Raw genomic sequence first — 22,588 nt, 5'->3', positions numbered from 1 at the left:
GGCGACGCGCGGGCTTTCCAAAATTATTGAACGACGTACAATATTATTCGTCGTTCAATAATTCATGGATCGCCATGTCCCCCTCCGAACCGGATGCCGCGCCCGGCCTGCGCGAACGCAAGCGCCTGCAGACCCTGGACCTGCTGACCCGCAGCGCCTACACGCTGTTCGAGACCCACGGCTATGACGGCGTGACGATGGAGCAGATCGCGGCGCAGGCCGGCGTCTCCAAGGGCACGCTGTACAACCACTTTCCCGTGAAGGAAGCGCTGCTGGCGCATTACTTCCACCAGGAGCTGGCCCGCTCGGCGCGCGACTTGCTGCCCCGCCTGATGAAGCTGCCCGGCTTCGCCCAGCGCCTGACCAAGACGCTGCACGCTTCCGCCCACTGGTCCGAGGCGCACCGCGCCTACATGGCGCCCTACCTGCACTATCGGCTGGCGACCGCGCAGCCCGCCGCCCAGGACGACGCCCGGTATCCGCGCAGCGGCATGCATACGCTGTTCGCCGCGCTGATCGAATCTGGCCAGGCCGCCGGCGAGCTGCGCACCGACCTGTCCGCCGCGCAGCTCGCCCAACACCTGCAATTGCTGTACCTGGGCGCGCTGACCCGCTGGCTGGCCGATCCCCGCGCCAGCCTGAAGCGCGAGTTCGACGCCGTCGTCAGCCTGTTCACGCAAGGCGCCGGGAGCCCCGCATGAGCGCGCTGATGCTGGATTGGGCCGCCGCCGCCGACGCCGGCCCCGCGCTGGCCGGCGGCAAGGGCTGGCAGCTGGCGATGATGGCGCGCATGGGCGTGCCGGTGCCCGACGGCTTCGTGCTGTCGGCCCAGGCCAGCCACGAGCGCGCCGCCGACGGCGACTTGTCGCCGTCGGCGCGGCAGGCCTTGCGCCAGGCGCTGGAGGCGCGCGGCTGGCTGGACCTGCCGCTGGCGCTGCGCTCGTCCGCGCCTCAGGAGGATTCGGCGGGCGCGTCCTTTGCCGGCATCCACCTGTCCTGCCTGAACGTGCGCGGCGCCGATGCGGCGTTCGCGGCCGCGCGCCGCATCTGGGACTCGGCGGCCACGCCGCAGGCGCGCGCCTATCGCGAACGACTGGGACTGGCCGGCGACGGCGGCATGGCGGTGGTGGTCATGCCGCTGATCGAGGCGCGCGTCTCGGGCATCGCCTTCACCCGCGATCCGGTCGGCGGACGCCATGACGAGATGCTGATCCACGCCAACTGGGGCCTGGGCGAGGCGCTGGTCAGCGGCCAGGCCGAGGGCGACGAGTACCGGCTGTGGGAGGACGCGACGACGCTGTCGTGGCGCCTGGCCGCCAGCCGGATCGGCGCCAAGCGCCAGGCCAGCCGGCCGCTGGCCGACGGCCAGGGCACCGGCCTGCGGCCCACGCGGGACGATGAGGCGAGCGCCGCCACGCTGACGCCGGCCCAGGCCGAAGCGCTGGGCGCGATCGCCCGGGACGCGGCCCGCGCGCTGGACTACTCGGCGCAAGGCCATGACCTGGAATGGGCCTGGGACGGCCAACGTTTCTGGATCCTGCAGGCGCGCCCCATCACCGCCGCGGCGCGCCATGCCTATGACGGGCTGCGCGGCCAGCCCTCGTACTGGTCGCGCGGCAACACGCGCGAGGTGCTGCCCTATGCGGTGTCGGCGCTGGAATGGGAGGCGCTGCGCGTCATGTGCCTGCGCGTGCTGAATCGCGGCTTCGAGCTGGCCGGTTACCGCCCCCGGCCCGGCGTGGCGCTGGCCCGGCTGTTCCATGGCCGGGTCTACCTGGACGCGTCCACGATCCAGTGGCTGGCCTACGACGCGCTCGGCGTCGCGCCCGCGCTCACCAACAGCATGCTGGGCGGACCGCAGCCGGCCATCGCCGCGCCGGCCATCGGCCGCGCGCGCAAGTGGCTGCACGGCTGGCGCATCCTGACCTACAGCCGCCGCGCCATTCCCATTCGGCTGGCCGCCAATACCGGGCTGCCGCGACAGGCCGCGCGCGCCCGCGCCTGGGCCGGGGAAGCCCTGCCCGAGGACACCGCGGCGCTGGGCCGACGGCTGCGCGAGCAATTCACCGCGCTGCTGTCCGCCGACGACCTGTTCTTCCTGCAAGGCTCGGCCGGCGGCACCCTGTCGAAACTGCTGGAACTGGTCGAGGCGGCCTGCCCTGGCCAGAGCCACGCGCTGACCGCCGCGCTCATGGCTGGCGGCGCGCCCAGCGTGACGGCCGCCCAGAGCTACGCGCTGATGGATCTGGCCGCGCTGGCGCGCGACGATGCGGCGGCGCTGGCCTGGCTGCGCGCACCCGACCGGCGCGGCTCGGACTGGCGCGACGCGCTGCCGCCAGACAGCCCGTTTCGCCACGCCTTCGCGGACTTCCTGGAGCGCTACGGCCATCGCGCCGTCTACGAAACCTATCTGCGTCATCCGCGCTGGCGCGAAGCGCCGGATTATCTGCTGGACAGCGTGCTGAACCTGATTGGCGCCGACCCGGCCGCGCTGCGTGCGCGCCAGGAGGCCGCCGCGCTTGCGGCCTGGCGGACGCTGAACGCGGCGCTGCCGCGCTGGAAGCGGCCGCTGGCGCGGCCGCTGATCGCCGGCGCGCGGTTGGACTGCCGCCAGCGCGAGGCCGCGCGCAGCGTGCTGGTCGGCTACGTCGCCGCCGCCAGGCGCTGCGCGCTGGCGCTGGGCGAACGCTGCGCCGGCCCCGGCGGCCTGGCCGCGCCCGACGATGTGTTCCACCTGAGCGTCGAGGAATTGCTGGCCCTGGCCGACGGCGCGCTGCCGGCGGAGGCGGCGGCCCGGCGCGCCGCGTGGCGCAGGACACAGCTGCAACAATGGGCGGGCGCGGAAGACCCGGACGTGGTGGAGGAAAGCGACGGCGGCGCGCTGGCCGGCCCCTGCGCGCCGCGCGGCGCGGATGCCGGAATCGATCCCGGCGCCGACAGCTGGCGCGGCACGCCGGTGGCGGCCGGCCATGCGCGCGGCCCCGCCTTCGTGGCGCGCGATCCGGCCGCCGGGCTGGCCATGCCTGCCGGGGCCGTGCTGGTGGCTCCGTCCACCGATCCGGCCTGGACGCCGCTGTTCCTGCGCGCCAGCGCGCTGGTCATGGAGGCCGGCGGCTATCTGTCCCATGGCGCCATCGTGGCGCGCGAGTTCGGCATCCCCGCGCTGGCCAGCGTGCCCGGCATCCTCGATGCCGTGGCCGATGGCGATCTGCTGGACGTGGATGCCGGCGCGGGCCGGGTCAGCCGGGTGGCGGCGACCGCGAAGCGTGACCTGGCCTAGCGCGGCCCGGCCTGACTCGGCCCGGCTTGGTTGCCGCGCTGCGCTTCGGGCCGTGCGGCTTGCGCCTTCGCCGCCGCCTCCTCGGCCTCGCGCACCGCCCTGTCGACGTCCTCCGGCGAGCGGGTCGACGCGCCGTCATAGCCGCCCGTCGCGCGCTCGCCGATGGCGATGTGCAGGTTGGACAGCTGGAACCACAGGTAGGCGCCGCCGGCCAGGGCGCACAGCAACAGGATGGATTTCAGCTTGGACATGGATGCTTTCCGGAAGCCGGCGCGCCGGGCGTCAGACAGGCTTGAAGGAGCCAGTGTATGCGCCGCGGCGCATTCCCGCCCGCGCCACGACCACCGCTAGCGCGCGGCCGGCAAATCAAACTGGAACAAGGCGCCCGGCGCCTCGCGGTCCACCAGCCGGATCTCGCTCTGGTGCAGCTGCAGAATGCGCTGCACGATCACCAGTCCCAACCCGCCGCCGTCGCGCGCGCCATGACTCAGCGCCGAGGCGCGCGTGAACAGGCCGGCGCGCAGCGAGGCGGGAATGCCTTCGCCAGTGTCGGCGACCTGCACCCGTAGGCCTTGCGGCAACCGCGCCAGCCGCAGCGCGATGTCGCCGCCCGGCGGCGTGTGGCGGATGGCGTTGTCCAGCAGATTGGTCAGCACGCGCTCGATCAGGCCCAGGTCGGCCCGCACCGCCGGCAGGTCCGGCGGGATTTCCATATGCAGCCGCTGCCGTCGCGCCTCGGCGGCCAGCTCGAACTTCTGCGCCACGTCGTGCATCAGCTCGGGCAGCGAGAACACTTCAGGCTCCAGCCGCACCAGCCCGGACTCCAGCCGCGCCAGCTCGAACAACTCCTGCGCCAGCCGGCCCACCTTGCGGCTTTGCGCCAGCGCGATGTCCAGGTAGCGACGACGCTCATCGGCTTCGAGCGTCGCGTCCTTCAACCGCAGCGTTTCCAGATAGCCGTGCAACGAGGTCAGCGGCGTGCGCAGATCGTGCGAGATATTGGCGACCATGTCACGGCGCTGCTGGTCCTGGCGCGTCAGCTCGCGCCATTGCTCCGAGATGCGGCGGCCCATCTGCGCGAAGCTGCGCCGCAGCGCGACGATCTCGTCGCCGCCGCGAGCGGCGTCCGGGGCGCCATCCTTGCCACCGGCCTTGTCGCTATCCTTGTCGCTATCCCTGCCGCCATCCTCCAGCGCCGCCAGCGCGCCGCTGTCGCCACCGTCGAAGGCCCGCACCGCGCGCGTCAGCCCGCGCAGCGGCCGCGTGATCAGGGCGAAGGCGGCCAGGCCGGCGACCAGGCCCAGCAGCGCCACCAGCGCGATCGACCACAGCGTGGTGCGCAGCACGGTGCTGCGCGACACGGCCATGGCCAGCTCGTCGTGGGCCTGGCCCTGCAGCACCACGTAAACGTAGCCGATGTCCTTGCCGCCGGCCCGCGCCGGCGCCACGCTGAAGACCTTGCGCGCGCCGGCGTTGCGCGGATCGTCGCCCATGATGGGCAGCATGCCGCCGGCCAGCGCGCGCCGCAGCGGCGCCAGGTCGACGCGGTCCAGCTTGAGCTGGCCCGGCGGCGCGGCATCGCCGACAACGCGGCCGTCCAGGTCCAGCAGGTAGACCTCGACCGCCGGATTCACGGCCATCAGCTTGTCGAACAGCGCGCGCACCGCCTCGGGCTTCCAGCCCTGGGCGTCCATCAGTTCGTTGGCGCCGGCGATATGTCCGGCCAACCCGCCCGACAGGCGCTGCACCACTTCCTGCTCGTAGCGGGCGTTGGCCGCCATCTGCAGCCAGGCCGATGCGCCGCAGCAAGCCAACAGCAGCAGCGCGAACACGGCGGACAGGCGCTGGGTCAGGCTCAGGCGCTTGATCATGCCGCGTCTCCCTGCGTGGCGGCGAACTTGTAGCCGCGCCCCCAGACCGTGAGGATGCGGCGCGGCTCGGACGGGTCGTCCTCGATCTTGGTGCGCAGCCGGTTGATGTGCGTGTTGACGGTGTGCTCGTAGCCCTCGTGCTGGTAGCCCCAGACCTGGTTCAGCAGGTCCAGCCGCGAATAGACCTTGTCGGGATGGCGGGCGAAGAAATGCAGCAGGTCGAACTCGCGCGGCGTCAGGTCCAGCGCGCGCCCGTCCAGCAGCGCGGTGCGCGCCACCGGATCGATGGCCAGGCCGTGCAGCTCCAGCGTGCCGGCGTCCATGCGGGCGTTGCGCGCCAGCGCGTCGCTGCGGCGCAGCAGCGCCCGTACCCTCGCCACCAGCTCCAGCATCGAGAAGGGCTTGGCCAGGTAGTCGTCGGCGCCCAGCTCCAGGCCCAGGATGCGGTGCACCTCGCTGGAGCGGGCGCTGGTGATGATGATGGGCGTGTAGCGCGCCATGCCGCGCGCGCGCTTGCATATCTCCAGGCCGTCCACGCCCGGTAGCATCAAGTCCAGCACCAACGCGTCCCAGCCGCCCTCTTCCAGCCGGCGCATGCCTTCATGGCCGTCGGCGGCATGCTCGACCGCGTAGCCTTCGTCGCGCAGGTGCATGCGCAGCAATTCGGCGATATGGGCGTCGTCCTCGACGATCAGCACGCGGCGGGAGGGTTCCATGGGGGGCTCGGGCGATGGGATAGCGCTATTGTCGCCAATCGGCGCGGCCGAGTTATCACATTTTTTTTAAGTTTGCGTGAGGACTTGGATACGGCCCCGGGGAAAGAATGGCGTCAACCGAAGCCAGCCGCCCAGGAAACCGCCATGACCGCCGCGACCGTCCCCCCGAATCCCGCCGCCCCGCCGGCGCCCGCCATCCACCCTGGCTGGCTGCGACTGACGCACTGGCTGAACGCGCTGGCGGTGCTGGTGATGATCGCCAGCGGCTGGCGCATCTACAACGCCTCGCCGCTCTACGACTTCAGCTTCCCGCGCGATTACACGCTGGGCGGCTGGCTGGGCGGCGCGCTGCAATGGCATTTCGCCGGCATGTGGCTGCTGGGCCTGAACGGTCTTCTGTACCTGGCGTTGAACCTGGCCAGCGGCCGGCTGCGCCGCAAATTCTTCCCCCTGAGCCCGCGCGGCGTGCTCGCCGACCTGGGCGCGGCCCTGCGCGGCCGTCTCTCGCACGCCGATCCGCGCCGTTACAACCAGGTGCAGCGGCTGGCCTATCTGTTCGTGATGCTGGATATCACAGTGCTGGTGCTGTCCGGGCTGGTGCTGTGGAAGTCGGTGCAGTTCAGCGTGCTGCGCGAACTGCTGGGCGGCTACGAGATGGCGCGCCATATCCATTTCTATGCGATGGCGCTGCTGGTCGCCTTCGTCGTCGTCCACCTGGCGATGGTGGCGCTGGTGCCGCGCAGCCTGCTCGCCATGATCCGCGGAAAGTAAGGAGTCGCACGTGAAGCCTCGCAAACCCCTGTCCCTGCCCGGCATCGACGGCCCGGCCGTGTTGCGCGAAGCCTCGCGCCTGGTGGAGCGTCGCCTGGACGCGCCCGCCCGCCGCGCCTTCCTCGCTCGTGGACTGACGCTGGGCGGCCTGGCCATGCTGTCCGGCTGCTCGCTGTCGGACAACGAAAGCGCGGAAAAAGCGCTGGGCGTCGTCTCGCGCTGGAACGACCGCGTGCAGGCCTGGCTGTTCGACCCCGACAAGCTCGCGCCCACCTATCCGGAATCGATGATCACGCGGCCGTTTCCGTTCAATGCCTATTACGGCATCGACGAGGTCCGGCACGTGGACGAGGAATCGTTCCGCCTGGAGGTCAGCGGCCTGGTCGCGGACAAACGCCAGTGGCGGCTGGACGAGCTGCGGCGGATGGCGCAGATCGACCAGGTGACGCGCCACATCTGCGTCGAGGGCTGGAGCGCCATCGGCAAATGGGGCGGCGTGCCGTTCTCGGCCTTCCTCAAGCGCGTCGGCGCCGACCTGAGCGCGCGCTACGTGGGCTTCAAGTGCGCCGACGACTACTACACCAGCATCGACATGCCCACTGCTTTGCATGCGCAGACCATTCTGGCGCTGACCTACGACGGCAAGACCCTGCCGCCGGAATACGGCTTCCCGATGAAGCTGCGCATGCCCACCAAGCTTGGATACAAGAACCCCAAGCATATCCAGGCGATCTTCGTCACCAACACCTACCCGGGCGGCTACTGGGAGGACCAGGGCTACAACTGGTTCGGCGGCAGCTAGGTGGATCTCGCTCTTTTTCTCCCGCACTCATCACCATTGAAGGAAATCATCATGAAGACTCTCACCACCGCCGCGTTTTCCCTGTGCCTGGCCTTCGGCGCGGTCGCCGCGCATGCCGCCGATGACATGAGCAAGGACGGCATGCAGAAAAGCGGCATGTCCAAGGACGCCATGGGCAAGGACGGCATGAAGAAGGACGGCATGGCCAAGGATGCGATGTCCAAGGACGGCATGTCGAAGGATGGCATGTCCAAGGGCGGCATGGCCAAGGACGGAATGTCGAAGGACGGGATGTCGAAGGATGGCATGTCCAAAGGCGGCATGTCCAAGGACGGCATGAGCAAGGATGGCATGTCCAAGTAAGCAAGCCGGCGCGCGCGACGCGCGCCGTCACCGACATGGAGCGGGACCGGCCCGGACGCGCCACGACCAGGCGCCGGCCGGTCCCGCGATACAAGCAAGGAGCAAGCCATGACACTGGGACGCAGACGCTTCCTGGGCACGGGCGCGGCGGCGGCGCTGGCCGCCGCGCTGGCCCCCGCATTGGGCAGCCGCGCCGCGCAGCCGGCCGCCGCATCGTTTCCCTATGCGCTCAGCGACGCGCAATGGCGCGAACGGCTCAGCCGCGAGGAATATGAGGTGCTGCGGCGCGAGGCCACCGAACGGCCCTATTCCAGTCCGCTGAACAACGAGCACCGCAAGGGCCTGTATACCTGCGCCGGCTGCGCCCACAAGCTGTTCTCGTCGGACCGCAAGTTCGACAGCGGCACCGGCTGGCCCAGCTTCTGGCAGCCCCTGCCGGACGCCGTGGGCGAGACCGAGGACCGCACCTTCGGCATGGTCCGCACGGCGGTGCATTGCGCCAACTGCGGCGGCCATCTGGGACACGTGTTCGACGACGGCCCGCGCCCGACCGGCCTGCGCTACTGCATGAACGGCGTCGCGCTGCGTTTCACGGCGCAGAGCTGAGACACACGCGCCGCCTCACCCCCCAAACCATAGGATCCATCGCCATGCCTGCCTCATTCCTGTCGCGCAAACTTCCCGGCCTGCTGACGGCCGCCTGCGCCCTCGCCGCCACGCTGCCCGGCATTGCCGCCTCGGCCGAGACCGCCGTCCTGATCCCGCCTCCCGCGCAAGACGCGCCCGCCGGCGTCGCGCAGGAAAAGGCCGTGCTGGCTGGCGGCTGCTTCTGGGGCGTGCAGGCCGTGTTCCAGCACGTCAAGGGCGTCAGCTCGGCCGTCTCCGGCTATGCGGGCGGACAGGCGTCCACCGCCAACTACGACACGGTGAGCGGCGGCCGCAGCGGTCACGCCGAAGCCGTGGAGATCACCTACGACCCGGCCCAGGTCAGCTACGGCCAGCTGCTGCAGATTTATTTCTCGGTGGCGCACGACCCGACCCAGCTCAACCGCCAGGGCCCGGACACCGGCACCCAGTACCGTTCCGCCGTGTTCCCCGCCAGCGACGGCCAGCGGCAGGTGGCCGAGGCCTATATCGCGCAGCTGAACCGCGCGGGCGTCTACGGCAAGCCGATGGCCACCACGATCGAGCCGCTCAAGGCCTTCTATCGCGCCGAGGACTACCACCAGGACTATCTGGTGCGCCATCCGTACAGCATGTACATCATGGTCAACGACGTGCCGAAGGTGGAGAACCTGGCCAAGGTCTTCCCGGCGCGCTACCAGGACAAGCCAGTCCTGGTGTATCCGTGACGGACGCGGCGGCCGCTGGCGCGGGCGCCGCGTCCGGCCGTCGCGGGGGTGTCACGCCACGGTCACGGCCTCGTTCCAGGCGCTGGCGGCGGCCCGGCGCTCAATGCCCGGTGCCGTCGCCCTGCCGACTGGCCTCGAACAGGAACCAGGTGCGCTTCTCGGTTTCGTCGATCCAGTTCTCGATCAGGCTGGAACTGGCGATGTCGCGATGCTCGTCGGTGACGTTATGCGCCTCGCGCAGCGAGGCCGCCAGCATCTTGTTGTCCTCGCGCAGCTCGGCCAGCATGTCCAGCGGCTGCACGTAGTCGGCGTCATTGTCCTGGATGCGCTGGGTGCGGCCGATGTGGCCGATGGAGCGCAGCGTGGTGCCGCCGATCTTGCGGATGCGCTCGGCCAGCGGATCCGTCATGGCGAACAGCTCGTCGCCCTGCTCGTCCAGCAGCAGGTGATAGTCGCGGAAGTGCGGGCCGCTGACGTGCCAGTGGAAATTCTTGGTCTTCAGGTAAAGCGCGAACACGTCGGCGAGGACCTGGTTCAGCGCGGCGGAGATGTCGCGCGTGGCGGCGGACGACAGGTCGGTGGGCGTGGCCAGCGGACGCTTGCGGCGTTCCTTGGCGGCCTTGGCGGTCTTCTCATTCAGTTGCTTGGCCATGGGTTTCTGCTCCTTGGAATGATTAGAGAAAAATGCCTGCGGCGCATCTCGTGAACGCGCCGTTGCCTATTCAGGGTATCGCCATGCGCGCGCTTTGCCAAATCGCCACGCCGGCCTTGCGGCAAGCTGAACGGCGCGCGGACCGCATCACGCGGCGCGCAGCGCGAAGACCTTGGCGTCTCCGGCGAACAGCGCCAGGCAGGCCTGTATGCGTTCACCGATCGAGCTTTCGGGCAGCGGCGGCGTCAGCCCCAGCGCCATGGCGCGCAGCGGTTCGGCGATCGCCATGGACAGCAGCAGGCCGGCCACGACGCGGGGCTCGCTCACCTGGATGAGTCCGCGCCTGGCCAGGCGCTGGAACCAGGCGGCCAACATGGCCGTGCCGCGTTCGATGCCGTTCTCCTGGTAGGCCCGCAGCAGCGCGTCGCGGCCCGGAAAGTCCGCCGTCAGCAGGCGGAACATGCCGACCGCGTCGGCCGACAGCACGCGCTCGGCGATGGCCTGCAGCACGCGCGCCAGCGCCGGCAGCACCTCATCCACGCTGGTCACGTCCTGCGCCATCACCGGCGCGAAGCCGTCGGTCCAGCCGCGCACGACCTGGGCCACCAGGTCCTCGCGGTCGCTGGCATAACGGTAAACGGTCTTCTTGGCCATGCCGGCGCGCCGAGCCACCGCTTCCAGCGTGGTCGCGGCATAGCCCTCGTTCAGCAGCAGCCACGTGGTCGCCGCCATCACGGCGGCGCGCTGCTCGGCCTCGGGCCGGGCCGGCCGGCCGCGCGGGCGCGGGGCGGGCGCGGCGGCGTCCCGCGCATCGAGGTCCCGCGCCTGGCCGGCGCCTGTCGTGGTCGATCGGATCTTGCCTTGCGCCATCGGTGGCGTCCTCCTGTGTGCAGACGGCATCTTACACGTCCCTTTTATTTAGGAAACGTTATTCGTTTCTTTATTATAGAATCGGGTTTCCAACCCTTCGATATCTTTGATGGAGCCTCGAACATGGACACACACGCCCCCCACGCCAGCCTCATCCTGGCCGACCTGCAACCCCTGCTGGATCCCGCCCCGCTGCGCCTGGAGACCGGCATCACCCGCCTGGACAACGGCCTGCTGGTGGTGGCCGTGCGCACCGACCTGCATGGCTGCAAGGGCCGCATGCTGGACTGGTGGTTCAAGTTCTTCGAAACCACCCAGCACATCAAGTGGTGGCATCCGCACGATCACGTCGAGCATCGCGGCTGGGACAGCCACTGGCGGCGCGGCGAAAGCTATGTGGGCGCGTCGATCCATGCGGTCGAGTCGCTGGCCGACATCCCGCCCGTGGCGGCGCGCTTGAAATTCCATGATCCGGCCGAGGCCTTCGGCGACGCCCGTCTGCGCACCGCCACCGAGGCCGGCGATGTCTCGGCCGCCGTCTATGCGCGCATCGGCTTCGGCGACCACGCGCAGTTGGACGCGCACGGCGATCCGCTGGACGGCGACATGGTGCACCTGGCGCGCGACACGCCCTTCGGCTGCGTGCTGCGCAGTCGCTTCTACCTGGGCAAGTCCGGCGCGCAGCCCGAGCGCGACGCGGCGGACGAACTGGGCCTGGCGCTGCTGCGGCATTGCTATACCGAATTCACGTACCTGTCGCGCTTCCTGCCGTCCATCTACTACGGCGAGCACGGCAACGGCGAAAAAGCCCCGCTGCCCTGGTAGGCGTCAAGGCGTGGGGCCCGGCGGCAGGAGTATGCTACGCGGCTTCATTCCTGCCTTCGTCCCCCCTCCAGCCATGCGCGGCAACCCCGACGCCCGGCAGGGCGCCATCGCCCTGCACGGGTTCTACTTCCTGTACTACGGCCTGCAGGGCGTCAGCATCCCTTTCCTGCCCTTGTGGTTCGCCGAGCGCGGCCTGGACAGCGCCTTCATCGGCCTGATCGTCGCCACCGCGCTGCTGCCCAAGATCCTGTCCACTCCTGTCGTCGCCCACGTCGCCGACCAGACCGGCCGCGCCCATGCGCTGATCGCGGCGGCGCTGATCGGCTCGCTGCTGCTCTACGCCTGCTATCCGCTGGCCGCCACGCCGGCCTGGCTGTTCGCCGTCACGCTGCTGCTGAACGCCGTCTTCCCCTCGGTGCTGCCGCTGCTGGACCGCATGGCGATCGCCAGCGGGCGCGGCCAGGGCAATTCCTACACCCTCATCCGCGCCTGCGGCTCGCTGGGCTTCGCCTTGATGACGGTCAGCGGCGGTTATCTCATCAAGACCCACGGCGTGAACTGGGTGATGTGGCTGCCCATGCTGATGATCGTGGCCTGCCTGGCCATGCTGCGGCTGCTGCCCCGGGCCGCGCGGCCCGCGCCGGACGCCGCGCCCGCGACGCCGGGCGTCACGCCCATGCGCGCCGTGCTGCGCGACCGCCCGCTGCTGCTGTGCATCGCCGCCGCCTCGCTGGTGCAGGCCAGCAACGGCTTCCTGTATTCCTATTCGACGCTGCACTGGACGGCCCAGGGCCTGTCCACCGCGCTGATATCACTATTGTGGGCGGTGGGCGTGGCCAGCGAGGTGCTGTTCTTCTTCGCCGCGCCCAAGGTGCTGGCGCGCGTCGGCGCGCCGCGGCTGATCCTGATCTCGGCCGTGATGACGGCGATCCGATGGACCGGGCTGGCGATCACCGCCGACCCCACCGCCATCGCCGTCCTGCAGCTGCTGCAGTGCTTCACGCTGGCCGGCAACAACGCCGCCATCATGTGGCACATCGCCGCGCGCGCGCCGGCCACGGCCAAGACCTCGGCGATCGCGCTGTACGCGCTGCTGTCGGGCGGGGTCTTCATGTTCGCCAGCATCCAGCTGGGCGGCGCGCTGTACCGGCACTATGCGCCCGGCGGCTTCCTGGTGATGGCGCTGTGCGCCCTGGGCGCGGTGCCGCTGCTGCGCCGCGCGCGGGCGCCGCGGCCGGCTGGCGCGGACTGAACCGGCGCGGACGGCGCGGTCAGCGCCCCGCCGTTTCCGTCGGCCGCAGGCCGTCCAGCGCCTCGGGCCTGTCCACCAGCACGCATTCCTTGCCGGTGCGCGTGCAATGGTCGCGCACCCGCCAATAGGCGCCGTGGCTGACGCAACCGGTCTGGCAGATCACCAGGTCGGCCGCGACCAGGCTGGCCTCCAGCGTGTCGGCGTCTTCCTTGCCGCTGCGGCCTTGGTAGCGGCCGCCGGCCATTTCGACCACCTTGCGCGTCAGCATCAGGGCCATCGCATCCTCGCTCACGCACAGCACGGACTTCTCGCGCAGCGCGACGGCGACGGCCGGCGCCTCGGATCGCGGCGCCACCGTTGACGGGACCGGCGCGACCAGCCTGTCCTGCCAGGCCAGGCGCTCGCGCATCAGCGCCTGCACCCGCTCCATCAGCTGGCCGACGCGACGCGCCAGGGCGGCGCGGCGCGGCAGCCCCGGCACGGCGCGCTCCAGCGCAGCTCTATCCTCGCGCTCCCAGGACAGCAGCGTCTCCTGACGGATCAGGCGGGCGCGCAGTTGCAGGTTTTCGCTTTCCAGCCGCTCGATGCGTCCGGCCTGCGCGGCCAGCAGCCGGCTGCAATGCGATTGCACGCGTCCGTAGGCCGCGAGCAAGGCGGCATGCTCGCGCTGCAATTGCTGGCGTTCGTCGGAAGAAAGACCCATCGCGCACCCCGGCTGCTGGAGGAAGGAGACGGCCCGGCGGACGACATGCGCCGCTGGACATGGGCGGCATTATAAATGAGAATTAGTCTCTTTTACAAAATTAACATATGTATGAATTGAGCACAGGGAAATCCATTACTGACGGCCCCTGGTCGCTTAAATATGATCGACAGACCATATCGGCAGCCAGGCCGGCGACCGGCCTGCGCAGACGCCCTCCCAAGGACGCGCCGCGCCTTGCTCCGCGCCCGCCACGAATCCGGTCCGCGGACACAACGAAGTAAGGGGTGCCCGATGCCGAGATCCACCGAACTTCTGCGCGACATCCACGAAACCAACCTGATGTATCTGCTGCTGTTGCAGCGGATCGCGCGCAGCGGCAACGCCGCCGCCATCGCCGGCATGCAGTTGTCGGTCGAGGCCTGCGCATGGTTGACACGCCAGAATCACGAAGACCTGGCCAGGCTGGCCCGCTGCAGCGTGCTGCTGGCCCAGCTCAACATGGCTCCCGCCCTGCTGCTGTCGATGCTGAGCCAGGGCATGGGCGCCACGCTGCGGGCCGACGCGCCCGCGACAGCCGTGATCCAGGAATAGAAAAGCCGCGCCCTGACGCCCCGGCGATCGGGGCGGTATCGCATGGTTTCGTTTGCCACCTTCTGTAAAGCCCGCCCCTTGCGCGCCGTGTACATTTAGCCCCCGGCGCAGGGCAAGTCCGTCCGCGCCGCTTCCGATTCCATCGATCAATAGGCGCCACCATGCGACGTACCCTCCTGGCTCTGTCCATCGCCACCCTCCCCGGCCTGAGCGCGGCCGCCGCCCTGCCCTCGGCCATCGGCGCCGTGACGGTCTACCAGGACCGCGCCGTCGTCACCCGTCAGGCCAGCGCCGAGCTGGCCGCCGGCGAGCACGAGCTGGTGCTGGAGAAGCTGCCCGCCTCGTTGCAGGACAACTCCCTGCAGGTCGCGGCCAAAAGCACCGGCCAGGCCACGCTGCTGGATGTGAAGGTGCGCACCGCCTACGAGGCGAACACGCCCAACGATCGACTCAGGCAGCTCGAGCAGCAGATCAATCAACTCGACAACAAGAAGGCCGCGCTGGACGACGAGGCCGCCGTGCTGGAGAACCAGCGCGAACTGGTGACGCTGATCCAGCAAGGCGCCACCCAGCCCGGCAAGGACGGCGCCCGCCCCTCGCTCGATGAGCTCAAGGCGGTCCAGTCGCTGAGCGCCGACACGCTGAGCCGCGCGCTGGCCGGGCTGCGGCGCGTGGAGGAACAGCGCGCCGACATCGAGCGCGAGCGGGAGGCGCTGGCCAATGAGTACAGCCAGCTGCAAGACCGCCAGGGTCGCCGCAGCAAGACCGTGACGCTGCGCGTGATGCTGGCGCGCCCCGGCAAGCTGGACCTGAATCTTTCCTATGCGGTTGCCGGCGCCCAGTGGACGCCGGCCTACGACGCGCGGCTGCGCGCCGCCGACCGCAGCGTGGACCTGGGTTATTTCGGCGTCATCAACCAGACCACCGGCGAAGACTGGAACAAGGTCAAGCTCACCCTGTCGACCGCCCGCCCCTCGCTGGGCGGCGGCGCGCCGGCGCTGACGCCCTGGGTCGTGGATGTGGCGGTGCCGCCGCCGCCCATGCCCGCGGCGGCGCCGCGTCCCGCGCCGGCCGCGGCGAGCGAAGCGCGCCAGATGGCGCGCCAGAAGATGGCCGTGCAGGAACAGGCCTTCGACGCCGCGGCGCAGCCCGAGCCGCAGCCCGAAGCGGTGACATCGGCAACCGCCGAGGTCCAGTCGGGCGCCACCAGCGCTTCGTTCCAGATCCAGGCGCCCGTCACGCTGCCGTCGGACAACAGCACGCAGCGCGTGGCCATCACCACGGTCAAGCTGCCGGCGACGCTCCAATACCAATCCACGCCGTCGCTGCGCGAGGCGGCCTTCCTGACCGCGCATGCCAGCAACGGCACCGAGATGCCCTTCCTGGCCGGCACGCTCAACACGTTCCTGGACGACGCCTTCGTGGCGTCCAGCCGGCTCAAGGCCGTGATGCCCGGCGAAAAGCTGGAACTGGCGATGGGCGCGGACGAAGGCATCTCGGTCAAGCGCCAGCTGGTCAACCGCTATACCGAAAGCACCGGCTTCTCCGGCGGCGGCAAACGCGTGACCTATGAATACAAGATCACGGTCAAGAACAACAAGTCGACCAAGGAGCAGGTCTCGTTCAAGGACCGCCTGCCGGTCTCGCGCAACGAGAAGATCGAGGTCAAGCTGCTGTCGCCGTCCGAGCGCGACATCAAGCGCGAGGACGACGGCAAACTGGTCTGGAACTGGGACCTGGAGCCCGGCAAGTCGCGCGAGACCGTGCTCAAGTTCTCGATCGACTACCCCGGCAATATCGAGGTGTCCGGCCTTTGACGCCGGCTTGCGGCGCCGGCCTCAGTGCTGGCGCCGGAACGCGATGAAGGCGTCGGGCGCGAGCGGCGGCGAGATGCCGAAACCCTGGGCCAGCTCGCAGCCCAGCTCGCGCAGCAGCAGGATGTCGCGCTCCTGCTCCACGCCCTCGGCGATCACGCGGCGGCCCAGCGCCCGCCCCATTTCGATGGCGGCCGCCACCACGGCGCGCGAGGCCGGCTCGCGATGCATGTGGACGATGAAGTCGCGGTCGATCTTCAGCTCGGTGAAGGGCATGGCGGAAAACAGCCGCATGGACGCGATGCCGGCGCCGAAATCGTCCATCGCCAGCTCGAAGCCGCGCACCCGCAGCAGGTTCAGCACCGAGGACAACGCAAGCCAATCCTTCACGGGCTCGTCCTCGGTCAGCTCCACTTTCACCAGCCGCGCCGGCAGCCCCGCCCGCGCCACCAGCTGCTCCAGTTGCGCCGGCAGGTCCGGGGAGCACAAGGTGGCCGCCGAGGCATTGATGGCGATGGGCACCTCGATGCGCTCGCCGCGCATGCGGCGCAGCACCTCCAGCACCTGTCCCGCGACCCGCTCGAACAGCACCCGGTCCAGCCCCAGCCTGTGCGCGGCCGGCACGAAATCGCCGGCCGCGATCGTGCCCAGCGTCGGATGGTCCCAGCGCGACAGCGCCTCGGCCGACACCATGCGGCCGGTGGTGAGATTGAGCTGCGGCTGCAGCACCACGCTCATGCCCTCGCCCGTGCCCAGCGCGCGCCGCAGCTCGGCCCGCGTGGGGGCCGGGCCGGCCGAGGCGCGGCCTGACAGGTCGGGATCGTCGATATCGTGCAGCGCCGTCTTCAACGCCTGCTGCATGACCGAGCGCGACACCGGCTTGGCCAGCGCCTGCGCCGACGGGCAGCCGGCCTGCAGGGCCAGCCGCACATGCGAATGCCGCAGCTCGTCGCTGAGATTGCTGATCCAGATGATGGGCGGCATGCGCTTCAGGCGGCCCGCGTCCTTGAGCCTGCGCAGCTCGTTGGGCAGGCGGGTGCCGCCGCCCTCGCCCATGGCGATGTCGCTGATCAGCACGTCGTAGGACTGGCGCGTCAGGGCCGCCAGCGCCTCGGCGCCGCTGCCCACGCCCGCGACGCGACGGCAGCCCAGCGCCAGGAGCATATTCTGCAGATAGGCGCGCTCGACCGGATGATCCTCGACCAGGAGGATGCGGCGGGCGGGGCCGGCTTCGGTCTTGGGCATCGTGCGCTGTCCTGGAGCCTGCGTATCTAGTCTGCCCCCAATGCTACGGCATCCGCGCGCGCCGTGTCCGCCGTGCCGACGGGTTAATGCAAATTCAGTGCTGATAGGCTTAAATTCGGGACTGAAGGCGTACGCTTGGCCGATGGTGCGGCGCTTGCCGGCCCGCGCCCTAGGACGGAGGATGGCAACCTTCGGGCGGTCGGGGGTGCGATAATGGCGGTCTTTCCGCATCTATGGCACGGAGCTTCCCTTGACCCGCATTGACGATCCCCTGCACGACCGCGAGGTCGGCGCGGCCGATTCCACCCAGGACATCACCCGCATCGACGACACCCGCATCGCCGCCGTGCGCCCGTTGATCTCGCCCGCGCTGTTGCAGGACGAACTGCCGGTCTCGGACGAGATCCAGACGCTGGTCGAACGCAGCCGGACCGAGATCGCCGACGTGCTGCACGGCCGCGACGACCGCCTGATCATCGTGGTCGGCCCCTGCTCCATCCACGATCACGGCCAGGCCATGCAGTACGCCCGCCTGCTGCGCGCCGCCGCCGACCAGCATCGCCAGGATCTGCTCATCGTCATGCGCGTGTACTTCGAAAAGCCCCGCACCACCGTGGGCTGGAAGGGCTACATCAATGACCCGCGCCTGGACGGCAGCTTCCGCATCAACGAAGGCCTGCGCCGAGCGCGCGAGCTGCTGCTGGACGTCAGCGGCCTGGGCCTGCCGATCGCCACCGAATTCCTGGACCTGCTCAGCCCGCAGTACATCGCCGACCTGATCGCCTGGGGCGCCATCGGCGCGCGCACCACCGAAAGCCCGAGCCACCGCCAGCTCAGCTCCGGCCTGAGCTGCCCGCTGGGCTTCAAGAACGGCACCGACGGCGGCGTGCAGATCGCCGCCGACGCGATGGTCGCCGCCAGCGCCAAGCACGCCTTCATGGGCATGACCAAGATGGGCATGGCCGCCATCTTCGAAACCCGCGGCAACCAGGACACGCACGTGATCCTGCGCGGCGGCAAGCAGGGCCCCAACTACGACGCAGCCAGCGTGGACGCCTGTTGCGCGGTGCTGCGCAAGGCCGGCCAGCGCGAGCAGGTCATGATCGACTTCTCGCACGCCAATTCCAACAAGTCGCACCTACGCCAGGTCGAGGTCGCGCAGGACGTGGCCGCGCAGCTGGCCGGCGGCGACGCGCGCATCACCGGCGTGATGATCGAAAGCCATCTCGAGGAAGGCCGCCAGGATCTCACCCCCGGCCAGCCGCTGCGCCCCGGCGTGTCGATCACCGACGCCTGCCTGGGCTGGTCGCAGACCGCGCCGGTGCTGGACACGCTGGCCAAGGCGGTGCGCCAGCGCCGCGAAGCGCGCGCCGGCAAGGCCTGACGCGCCACCCCGCGCCGCGCCTCAACGGCGCAGCGCGTAGGGCGCCGGATCCATGTCCGGCGCCTCGCCCGTGATCAGGCTGGCCAGCAGCCGGCCGGTCACGGGGCCCAGCGTGAAACCATGATGCGCGTGGCCGAACGACAGCCATAGCCCCGCGTGGTTCGGCGCCGGGCCGATCACCGGACGCATGTCCGGCATGCAGGGCCGGCAGCCCATCCAGGGCTGCGCTTCCACCGCCGCGCCCAGAGGCACCAGCTGTCCCGCCAGCGCGCGGACCCGGCCGATCTGCACCGGCGTCGGCGGCGCGTCGCGCGAGGCGAACTCGGCGCCCGTCGTCAGGCGCAGTCCCAGCGTCATGGGCGTCATCACGAAACCATTGTCGATATCGGCCACCGGCCGCGTCAGCGCCGCGCCCCGTTCCAGCGCGAAATGCTGGTGATAGCCGCGCTTGACCGCCATCGGCACGCGATAGCCCAGCGGCCGGAGCACATCGGTGGACCAGGGGCCCAACGCCACCACCGCCTCGCGCGCCCGCAGCGGGCCGTCGGCGGTGTCCACCCGCCAGCCGCCGCCATCCTGCCGCAGGCTGCGCGCGTCGCCGTTCACGAACACCCCGCCGCGCCGCTGCAGCAGGGCCGCATAGCCGCGCGTGACCGCTCCCGGATCCGACACATTGACCGGGTCCAGCCAATGGACCCCACCGACCATGCGCTCGGACAGGGCCGGCTCCAGCGCCGTCAGCGCCTGGCGGTCCAGCACCTGATGCTTCAAGCCGTAGGACGACAGCGAGGCGGCCTCGGCGGCGGCCTGATCCAGGCCCGCCTGGCTGCGCGCGCCGTCGATCCAGCCCGTGCGGCGGAACAGGCCGGCGATGCCTGCCTCGTCCTTGAGCGCGTCATGCTCGGCCACGCTGCGCTCGATCAGCGGCAGCATGGCCCGCGCGGCCCGCGCCAGCCGCGACGGCGCCGAATGCCACCAATAGCGCGCCAGCCAGGGCGCGACGCGCGGCAGGAAGCGGGGGTGATAGCGCACGTCGGGCCGATTGTTCAGCGCGTAGCGCAGCAGGCTGCGCAGGTCGCGCGGAAAGGCATAGGGAATCACGCTGGCGCGCTCGATCAGCCCGGCGTTGCCGTAGCTGGTCTCTTCGCCGGGACCGCGCCGGTCCACCAGCGTCACCGCGCGCCCGCGCGCGGCCAGGTGCAGGGCGACGCTCACGCCCACGATGCCGGCGCCCAGGACAATCACATCGGTATTTTTCATCGGCGCATGATGCCCCCGCGAATTCCATACGACAAGCCAGATGCTCCTCGCGCAATCCGCATGCGCCCGAACGCCGGTTTCCACCCGGCCGCGCACCCGCCGTTACTTCATCATGCATTTGATACACTCAGTATCAATCGTGTGGTCCTCCAGGCGGACCTGAGCACGCCGCCATCGCGCCGGACCGTCCCGCGCATCCCCCCGCCGCGGCGCGGGCGCGGCATGGAGATTTTTCCCCAAGAACGCTCAAGTTCATCCCCCCACGCGCCGTTAACCCGATACCGGGCAGCGGACGCCGCGGCGCCCGCCCCGCATTGATCAAGCCAGGCATGAACCGTACTACCCCCGCCACGGCCGCGGCGGCCCAGGCCGCCGTCCGCCACAGCATCTTTATTTATACCGAGGAACAGCGGGGCAACCAGCTGGTCGAGTCCACGGTCATCGGCATGCTGTCCGACATATCCGGCTCGGACAAGCTGATCGTCGTGCAGGATCCGTTCAGCGGACTGAAGTTTATTTATCGCGTGGATCATGAAAGCAGCAATCTGGACGCCGCCGCCCTCACCGAACAGGACGGCTCGGCCTTCAACGGCAAACAGTCGGTGGAGATCAACGCCATGACCTACAAGCTGGGCACCGCGGACAACGCCATGAAATTGTTGCGCGGCAAGACGCACTGGATCCAGGACAAGGGCTCCGTGCTGTCGGTGCTGCTGCAGAATGCCGCGTCGCGCAAGACGCGTTTCGCGCCGCAGCGCATCGAACGCGACCGGATGCGCAAGATACCGCCGGGCGTGCCGATCGAACGGCTGCCCGGATGAAGACAGGAAGCGCCCGCCTTATCCACAGTTTCTGTGGATAAGGCGGGCGGCAAGCGCCGGCGGGCGGCCCTGCGCAGCCTGCTCGCCGGACTGGTCATTTTTTGAGCAATCCGGGACAATCCCGTTCATGGCCCGCAGGCTTGATTTTCGTCGCGTCGCCCCGGTGGCGTTGATGATATTCTCCGCTTGCGTCAAAACCGGAGCGCGTCGCGAGCGCGGCCCGGCTGCCATCGAGCGTGCGGGACATCCCAATCCAATAAATAAGAACGCAGGCATGAAAGGAGCGGAAAGAGTGTTTGCCATGGGAGCGCGTTACGCCACGTCGGCCACATCGCTAGCTTGTCCGGCGCCGTGACCATCATCATCGTCGACGATCATGGGGACTGGCGCGACACCATCGCCGAGTACATCCAGGAACTCGGCCTGGGCGAAGCCATCCTCACCGCGGGCTCGCTGTCCGAACTGGACCAGCTGCTGCTGGCCGTGACGCCGGGCATCCTGGTGCTGGACGCGATGCTGCCCGACGGCGACGGCCTGAGTCGCGTCTCGCATCTGCGCACCACCTATCCGGCCATGGGCATCATCATGCTGACCGGCCGCCTGCTCAGCGAGGACAAGGTCTCGGGCCTAAGCCTGGGCGCCGACCACTACCTGACCAAGCCCGTCAACCTGGCCGAGCTGGGCGCCACGCTGGTGTCGCTGTCGCGCCGCCTGCGGGTCGTGCCGTCGCCCGATCCCGCGCGCGCCGAAGGCGTGTGGCGCTTCGATCCGGCGCGTCGCCAGCTGCTGTCGCCGACGCGGGTCAACGTCGACATCACCGACACCGAAAGCCGCCTGCTCGGCGCGCTGATCCAGGCCGCGCCGCTGCCGCTGACGCGCGGCCGCCTGGTCGAGGCGCTGGGCGCCAGCGCCGAGGCCTACGATACCCACCGCCTCGATGCCCACATGCACCGGCTGCGCCGCAAGCTGCGCGCGCTGGCCGGCGGCGACATGGGCATACGCACGGTCTACGGCGTCGGCTACGTCTGCACCACGCCCGTGCAGATCGTGGGCGGCGTCAAGGCCAAGGCCTGAATCCGCGACACCCGCCACACCGCGATGCATCCCGCCACGCCCCGCCCCCGCCGCTCCGCGCTCTACATGCCCGGCGCCAACGCCCGCGCGCTCGACAAGGCCCGAGGCCTGGATGCCGACGTGCTGATCCTGGACCTGGAGGACGCGGTCGCGCCCGACGCCAAGCCACAGGCGCGCGCGCAGGTGGCGGCCGCCTTGCAGGCCGGCGGCTACGGCCGACGCGAATGCGTGGCGCGCATCAACGCGCTGGACACGCCGTGGGGACTGGACGACGCGCGCGCCCTCGCCGCCGCCGGCGCCGACGCCGTGCTGCTGCCCAAGGTCGAAAGCCCGGCCCAGCTGGACGCGCTGGCGCGGGCATTTGACGCGGCCGGCGCGCCCGCCGACCTTCCCTTGTGGGCCATGTGCGAAACGCCGTTGGGCTTTCTGCGTCTGGACGCCATCGCCGGCCATCCCCGGCTGGCGGCCCTGGTCGTGGGCACGTCGGACCTGGTCAAGGATCTGCATGCGCGCCACACGCCTGGCCGCGAGGAAACGCTGCTGGCGCGTTCGCTGGCCGTCATGGCCGCCCGCGCCCACGGACTGGCGGCCTTGGATGGCGTGCACCTGGACCTGGACGATGACGCGGGCCTGGCGCTGGCCTGCGAGCAAGGCCGCAACCAGGGCTTCGACGGCAAGACGCTGATTCATCCGCGCCAGATCGCCGCCGCCAACGCGGCCTATGCGCCCAGCCCCGGGGAGATCGCCGTCGCGCGCAAGCGGTTGCAGGCCTGGCGCGATGCCCAGGCCAGCGGCCAGGGCGTCGCGGTGGTCGACGGTTCGCTGGTGGAAAACCTGCACGCGCGCGAAGCCGAACGCGTGCTGGCGCTGGCCGCTGCCATCGCCGCCGCCTGAGCGCGCGCCGCGCGCTCGCCCTCATCCATACCGCCGCGCCAGCCC

24 protein-coding genes are annotated in these 22,588 nt (G+C 70.1%); 15 read left to right on the top strand and 9 right to left on the bottom strand.

Annotation, left to right across the window (positions count from 1 at the left end; all coding sequences use genetic code 11):
- The first annotated feature begins 74 nt into the window (after positions 1–74).
- Both C2U31_RS19155 and C2U31_RS19150 read left to right on the top strand, forming a co-directional pair.
- Positions 75–701 (top strand): TetR/AcrR family transcriptional regulator, encoded by a 627-nt coding sequence (locus C2U31_RS19155; protein WP_103274224.1) that lies wholly within the window; start codon positions 75–77, stop codon positions 699–701.
- Positions 698–3,280, top strand: coding sequence for a PEP/pyruvate-binding domain-containing protein (locus C2U31_RS19150; RefSeq protein ID WP_103274223.1), 2,583 nt, complete (start codon positions 698–700; stop codon positions 3,278–3,280). Before C2U31_RS19155 ends, C2U31_RS19150 begins: the two co-directional genes overlap by 4 nt.
- On the opposite strand, the gene C2U31_RS19145 is transcribed toward C2U31_RS19150, so the two are convergent.
- The 3 genes from C2U31_RS19145 to C2U31_RS19135 all read right to left on the bottom strand — a co-directional run bounded on the left by C2U31_RS19145 (position 3,277) and on the right by C2U31_RS19135 (position 5,867).
- Positions 3,277–3,531, bottom strand: a complete 255-nt coding sequence (locus tag C2U31_RS19145) for a hypothetical protein (RefSeq protein ID WP_103274222.1) — start codon at positions 3,529–3,531, stop codon at positions 3,277–3,279. The genes C2U31_RS19150 and C2U31_RS19145 overlap by 4 nt on opposite strands.
- 96 nt (positions 3,532–3,627) lie before the next feature.
- The gene (locus tag C2U31_RS19140) at positions 3,628–5,151 is read right to left on the bottom strand and encodes a HAMP domain-containing sensor histidine kinase (protein WP_103274221.1); all 1,524 of its coding nucleotides are present in this window, start codon (positions 5,149–5,151) and stop codon (positions 3,628–3,630) included.
- A complete protein-coding gene (locus C2U31_RS19135) occupies positions 5,148–5,867 on the bottom strand; it encodes a response regulator transcription factor (RefSeq protein WP_103274220.1) in 720 nt (239 codons plus the stop codon). Before C2U31_RS19135 ends, C2U31_RS19140 begins: the two co-directional genes overlap by 4 nt.
- Positions 5,868–6,011: 144 nt before the next feature.
- On the opposite strand from C2U31_RS19135, the gene C2U31_RS19130 reads away from it, so the two are divergent.
- From C2U31_RS19130 to msrA, 5 genes are all read left to right on the top strand, one after another.
- Entirely contained in the window at positions 6,012–6,638 is a 627-nt protein-coding gene (locus tag C2U31_RS19130) for a cytochrome b/b6 domain-containing protein (RefSeq protein WP_103274219.1), read from the top strand.
- 10 nt (positions 6,639–6,648) lie between these two features.
- A complete protein-coding gene (locus tag C2U31_RS19125; RefSeq protein ID WP_103274218.1) occupies positions 6,649–7,440 on the top strand; it encodes a molybdopterin-dependent oxidoreductase in 792 nt (263 codons plus the stop codon).
- 51 nt (positions 7,441–7,491) lie between these two features.
- Complete coding sequence (locus tag C2U31_RS19120) at positions 7,492–7,803, top strand: pentapeptide MXKDX repeat protein (protein ID WP_103274217.1); 312 nt, start codon at positions 7,492–7,494, stop codon at positions 7,801–7,803.
- Between the two features lie 108 nt (positions 7,804–7,911).
- The gene (gene msrB / locus C2U31_RS19115; protein WP_103274216.1) at positions 7,912–8,409 is read left to right on the top strand and encodes a peptide-methionine (R)-S-oxide reductase MsrB; all 498 of its coding nucleotides are present in this window, start codon (positions 7,912–7,914) and stop codon (positions 8,407–8,409) included.
- A 44-nt stretch (positions 8,410–8,453) separates the two neighbouring features.
- Positions 8,454–9,155 (top strand): peptide-methionine (S)-S-oxide reductase MsrA, encoded by a 702-nt coding sequence (gene msrA / locus C2U31_RS19110; protein ID WP_103274215.1) that lies wholly within the window; start codon positions 8,454–8,456, stop codon positions 9,153–9,155.
- Between the two features lie 100 nt (positions 9,156–9,255).
- Here msrA and C2U31_RS19105 read toward each other — a convergent pair whose 3' ends face one another.
- Together C2U31_RS19105 and C2U31_RS19100 are read right to left on the bottom strand one after the other, a co-directional pair.
- Positions 9,256–9,807 carry a Dps family protein gene (locus C2U31_RS19105; protein WP_103274214.1) on the bottom strand — a complete coding sequence of 184 codons (552 nt, stop codon included), beginning with the start codon at positions 9,805–9,807 and terminating at the stop codon, positions 9,256–9,258.
- Positions 9,808–9,954: 147 nt separating this feature from the next.
- Positions 9,955–10,539, bottom strand: coding sequence for a TetR/AcrR family transcriptional regulator (locus C2U31_RS19100; RefSeq protein WP_233772891.1), 585 nt, complete (start codon positions 10,537–10,539; stop codon positions 9,955–9,957).
- A 261-nt stretch (positions 10,540–10,800) separates the two neighbouring features.
- Here C2U31_RS19100 and C2U31_RS19095 point away from each other — a divergent pair, with 261 nt between their 5' ends.
- Entirely contained in the window at positions 10,801–11,502 is a 702-nt protein-coding gene (locus tag C2U31_RS19095; protein ID WP_103274212.1) for a DAPG hydrolase family protein, read from the top strand.
- A 73-nt stretch (positions 11,503–11,575) separates the two neighbouring features.
- Positions 11,576–12,754, top strand: coding sequence for an MFS transporter (locus C2U31_RS19090; protein ID WP_103274211.1), 1,179 nt, complete (start codon positions 11,576–11,578; stop codon positions 12,752–12,754).
- Positions 12,755–12,773: 19 nt separating this feature from the next.
- On the opposite strand, the gene C2U31_RS19085 is transcribed toward C2U31_RS19090, so the two are convergent.
- Positions 12,774–13,457: a DUF2325 domain-containing protein gene (locus C2U31_RS19085; RefSeq protein ID WP_103274210.1), complete on the bottom strand. Its 684-nt coding sequence runs from the start codon at positions 13,455–13,457 to the stop codon at positions 12,774–12,776.
- Between the two features lie 294 nt (positions 13,458–13,751).
- On the opposite strand from C2U31_RS19085, the gene C2U31_RS19080 reads away from it, so the two are divergent.
- Positions 13,752–14,051 carry a flagellar transcriptional regulator FlhD gene (locus tag C2U31_RS19080; RefSeq protein ID WP_103274209.1) on the top strand — a complete coding sequence of 100 codons (300 nt, stop codon included), beginning with the start codon at positions 13,752–13,754 and terminating at the stop codon, positions 14,049–14,051.
- Between the two features lie 161 nt (positions 14,052–14,212).
- On the top strand, positions 14,213–15,868 hold the full coding sequence (locus tag C2U31_RS19075; RefSeq protein ID WP_103274208.1) for a mucoidy inhibitor MuiA family protein: 1,656 nt from the start codon (positions 14,213–14,215) through the stop codon (positions 15,866–15,868).
- 21 nt (positions 15,869–15,889) lie between these two features.
- Here C2U31_RS19075 and C2U31_RS19070 read toward each other — a convergent pair whose 3' ends face one another.
- Positions 15,890–17,110, bottom strand: a complete 1,221-nt coding sequence (locus tag C2U31_RS19070) for an EAL domain-containing protein (RefSeq protein ID WP_103274207.1) — start codon at positions 17,108–17,110, stop codon at positions 15,890–15,892.
- Between the two features lie 250 nt (positions 17,111–17,360).
- On the opposite strand from C2U31_RS19070, the gene C2U31_RS19065 reads away from it, so the two are divergent.
- Entirely contained in the window at positions 17,361–18,494 is a 1,134-nt protein-coding gene (locus C2U31_RS19065) for a 3-deoxy-7-phosphoheptulonate synthase (RefSeq protein ID WP_103274206.1), read from the top strand.
- 21 nt (positions 18,495–18,515) lie between these two features.
- Here C2U31_RS19065 and C2U31_RS19060 read toward each other — a convergent pair whose 3' ends face one another.
- Positions 18,516–19,754, bottom strand: a complete 1,239-nt coding sequence (locus C2U31_RS19060; protein ID WP_103274205.1) for an FAD-binding oxidoreductase — start codon at positions 19,752–19,754, stop codon at positions 18,516–18,518.
- A 329-nt stretch (positions 19,755–20,083) separates the two neighbouring features.
- Between C2U31_RS19060 and C2U31_RS19055 the strand changes: the two genes are divergently transcribed.
- Positions 20,084–20,575, top strand: a complete 492-nt coding sequence (locus C2U31_RS19055) for a hypothetical protein (protein ID WP_103274204.1) — start codon at positions 20,084–20,086, stop codon at positions 20,573–20,575.
- Between the two features lie 94 nt (positions 20,576–20,669).
- Here C2U31_RS19055 and C2U31_RS30600 read toward each other — a convergent pair whose 3' ends face one another.
- Positions 20,670–20,822, bottom strand: a complete 153-nt coding sequence (locus C2U31_RS30600) for a hypothetical protein (protein WP_158658404.1) — start codon at positions 20,820–20,822, stop codon at positions 20,670–20,672.
- A gap of 104 nt (positions 20,823–20,926) precedes the next feature.
- Here C2U31_RS30600 and C2U31_RS19050 point away from each other — a divergent pair, with 104 nt between their 5' ends.
- Positions 20,927–21,649 (top strand): response regulator transcription factor, encoded by a 723-nt coding sequence (locus tag C2U31_RS19050; protein WP_103276454.1) that lies wholly within the window; start codon positions 20,927–20,929, stop codon positions 21,647–21,649.
- A 66-nt stretch (positions 21,650–21,715) separates the two neighbouring features.
- Complete coding sequence (locus C2U31_RS19045; RefSeq protein WP_103276453.1) at positions 21,716–22,543, top strand: CoA ester lyase; 828 nt, start codon at positions 21,716–21,718, stop codon at positions 22,541–22,543.
- Positions 22,544–22,588 lie beyond the last annotated feature (45 nt).

The organism is Achromobacter sp. AONIH1, assembly GCF_002902905.1.
Taxonomy (GTDB): domain Bacteria; phylum Pseudomonadota; class Gammaproteobacteria; order Burkholderiales; family Burkholderiaceae_B; genus Achromobacter.
Note: the sequence above shows the minus strand (reverse complement) of the source record. Positions and strands in the feature narration are given on the sequence as shown.

Bases quoted from the DNA above. Each gene is read 5' to 3' on its own strand.
- C2U31_RS19150 (WP_103274223.1), top strand. From the start codon at position 698: ATGAGCGCGCTGATGCTGGATTGGGCCGCCGCCGCCGACGCCGGCCCC.
- C2U31_RS19100 (WP_233772891.1), bottom strand. From the start codon at position 10,539: ATGGCGGCGACCACGTGGCTGCTGCTGAACGAGGGCTATGCCGCGACC.
- C2U31_RS19135 (WP_103274220.1), bottom strand. From the start codon at position 5,867: ATGGAACCCTCCCGCCGCGTGCTGATCGTCGAGGACGACGCCCATATC.
- C2U31_RS19145 (WP_103274222.1), bottom strand. From the start codon at position 3,531: ATGTCCAAGCTGAAATCCATCCTGTTGCTGTGCGCCCTGGCCGGCGGC.
- C2U31_RS19155 (WP_103274224.1), top strand. From the start codon at position 75: ATGTCCCCCTCCGAACCGGATGCCGCGCCCGGCCTGCGCGAACGCAAG.
- C2U31_RS19090 (WP_103274211.1), top strand. From the start codon at position 11,576: ATGCGCGGCAACCCCGACGCCCGGCAGGGCGCCATCGCCCTGCACGGG.
- C2U31_RS19120 (WP_103274217.1), top strand. From the start codon at position 7,492: ATGAAGACTCTCACCACCGCCGCGTTTTCCCTGTGCCTGGCCTTCGGC.
- C2U31_RS19085 (WP_103274210.1), bottom strand. From the start codon at position 13,457: ATGGGTCTTTCTTCCGACGAACGCCAGCAATTGCAGCGCGAGCATGCC.
- C2U31_RS19105 (WP_103274214.1), bottom strand. From the start codon at position 9,807: ATGGCCAAGCAACTGAATGAGAAGACCGCCAAGGCCGCCAAGGAACGC.
- C2U31_RS19075 (WP_103274208.1), top strand. From the start codon at position 14,213: ATGCGACGTACCCTCCTGGCTCTGTCCATCGCCACCCTCCCCGGCCTG.
- C2U31_RS30600 (WP_158658404.1), bottom strand. From the start codon at position 20,822: ATGTCCCGCACGCTCGATGGCAGCCGGGCCGCGCTCGCGACGCGCTCC.
- C2U31_RS19130 (WP_103274219.1), top strand. From the start codon at position 6,012: ATGACCGCCGCGACCGTCCCCCCGAATCCCGCCGCCCCGCCGGCGCCC.
- C2U31_RS19045 (WP_103276453.1), top strand. From the start codon at position 21,716: ATGCCCGGCGCCAACGCCCGCGCGCTCGACAAGGCCCGAGGCCTGGAT.
- msrA (WP_103274215.1), top strand. From the start codon at position 8,454: ATGCCTGCCTCATTCCTGTCGCGCAAACTTCCCGGCCTGCTGACGGCC.
- C2U31_RS19095 (WP_103274212.1), top strand. From the start codon at position 10,801: ATGGACACACACGCCCCCCACGCCAGCCTCATCCTGGCCGACCTGCAA.
- C2U31_RS19060 (WP_103274205.1), bottom strand. From the start codon at position 19,754: ATGAAAAATACCGATGTGATTGTCCTGGGCGCCGGCATCGTGGGCGTG.
- C2U31_RS19055 (WP_103274204.1), top strand. From the start codon at position 20,084: ATGAACCGTACTACCCCCGCCACGGCCGCGGCGGCCCAGGCCGCCGTC.
- msrB (WP_103274216.1), top strand. From the start codon at position 7,912: ATGACACTGGGACGCAGACGCTTCCTGGGCACGGGCGCGGCGGCGGCG.
- C2U31_RS19070 (WP_103274207.1), bottom strand. From the start codon at position 17,110: ATGCCCAAGACCGAAGCCGGCCCCGCCCGCCGCATCCTCCTGGTCGAG.
- C2U31_RS19140 (WP_103274221.1), bottom strand. From the start codon at position 5,151: ATGATCAAGCGCCTGAGCCTGACCCAGCGCCTGTCCGCCGTGTTCGCG.
- C2U31_RS19080 (WP_103274209.1), top strand. From the start codon at position 13,752: ATGCCGAGATCCACCGAACTTCTGCGCGACATCCACGAAACCAACCTG.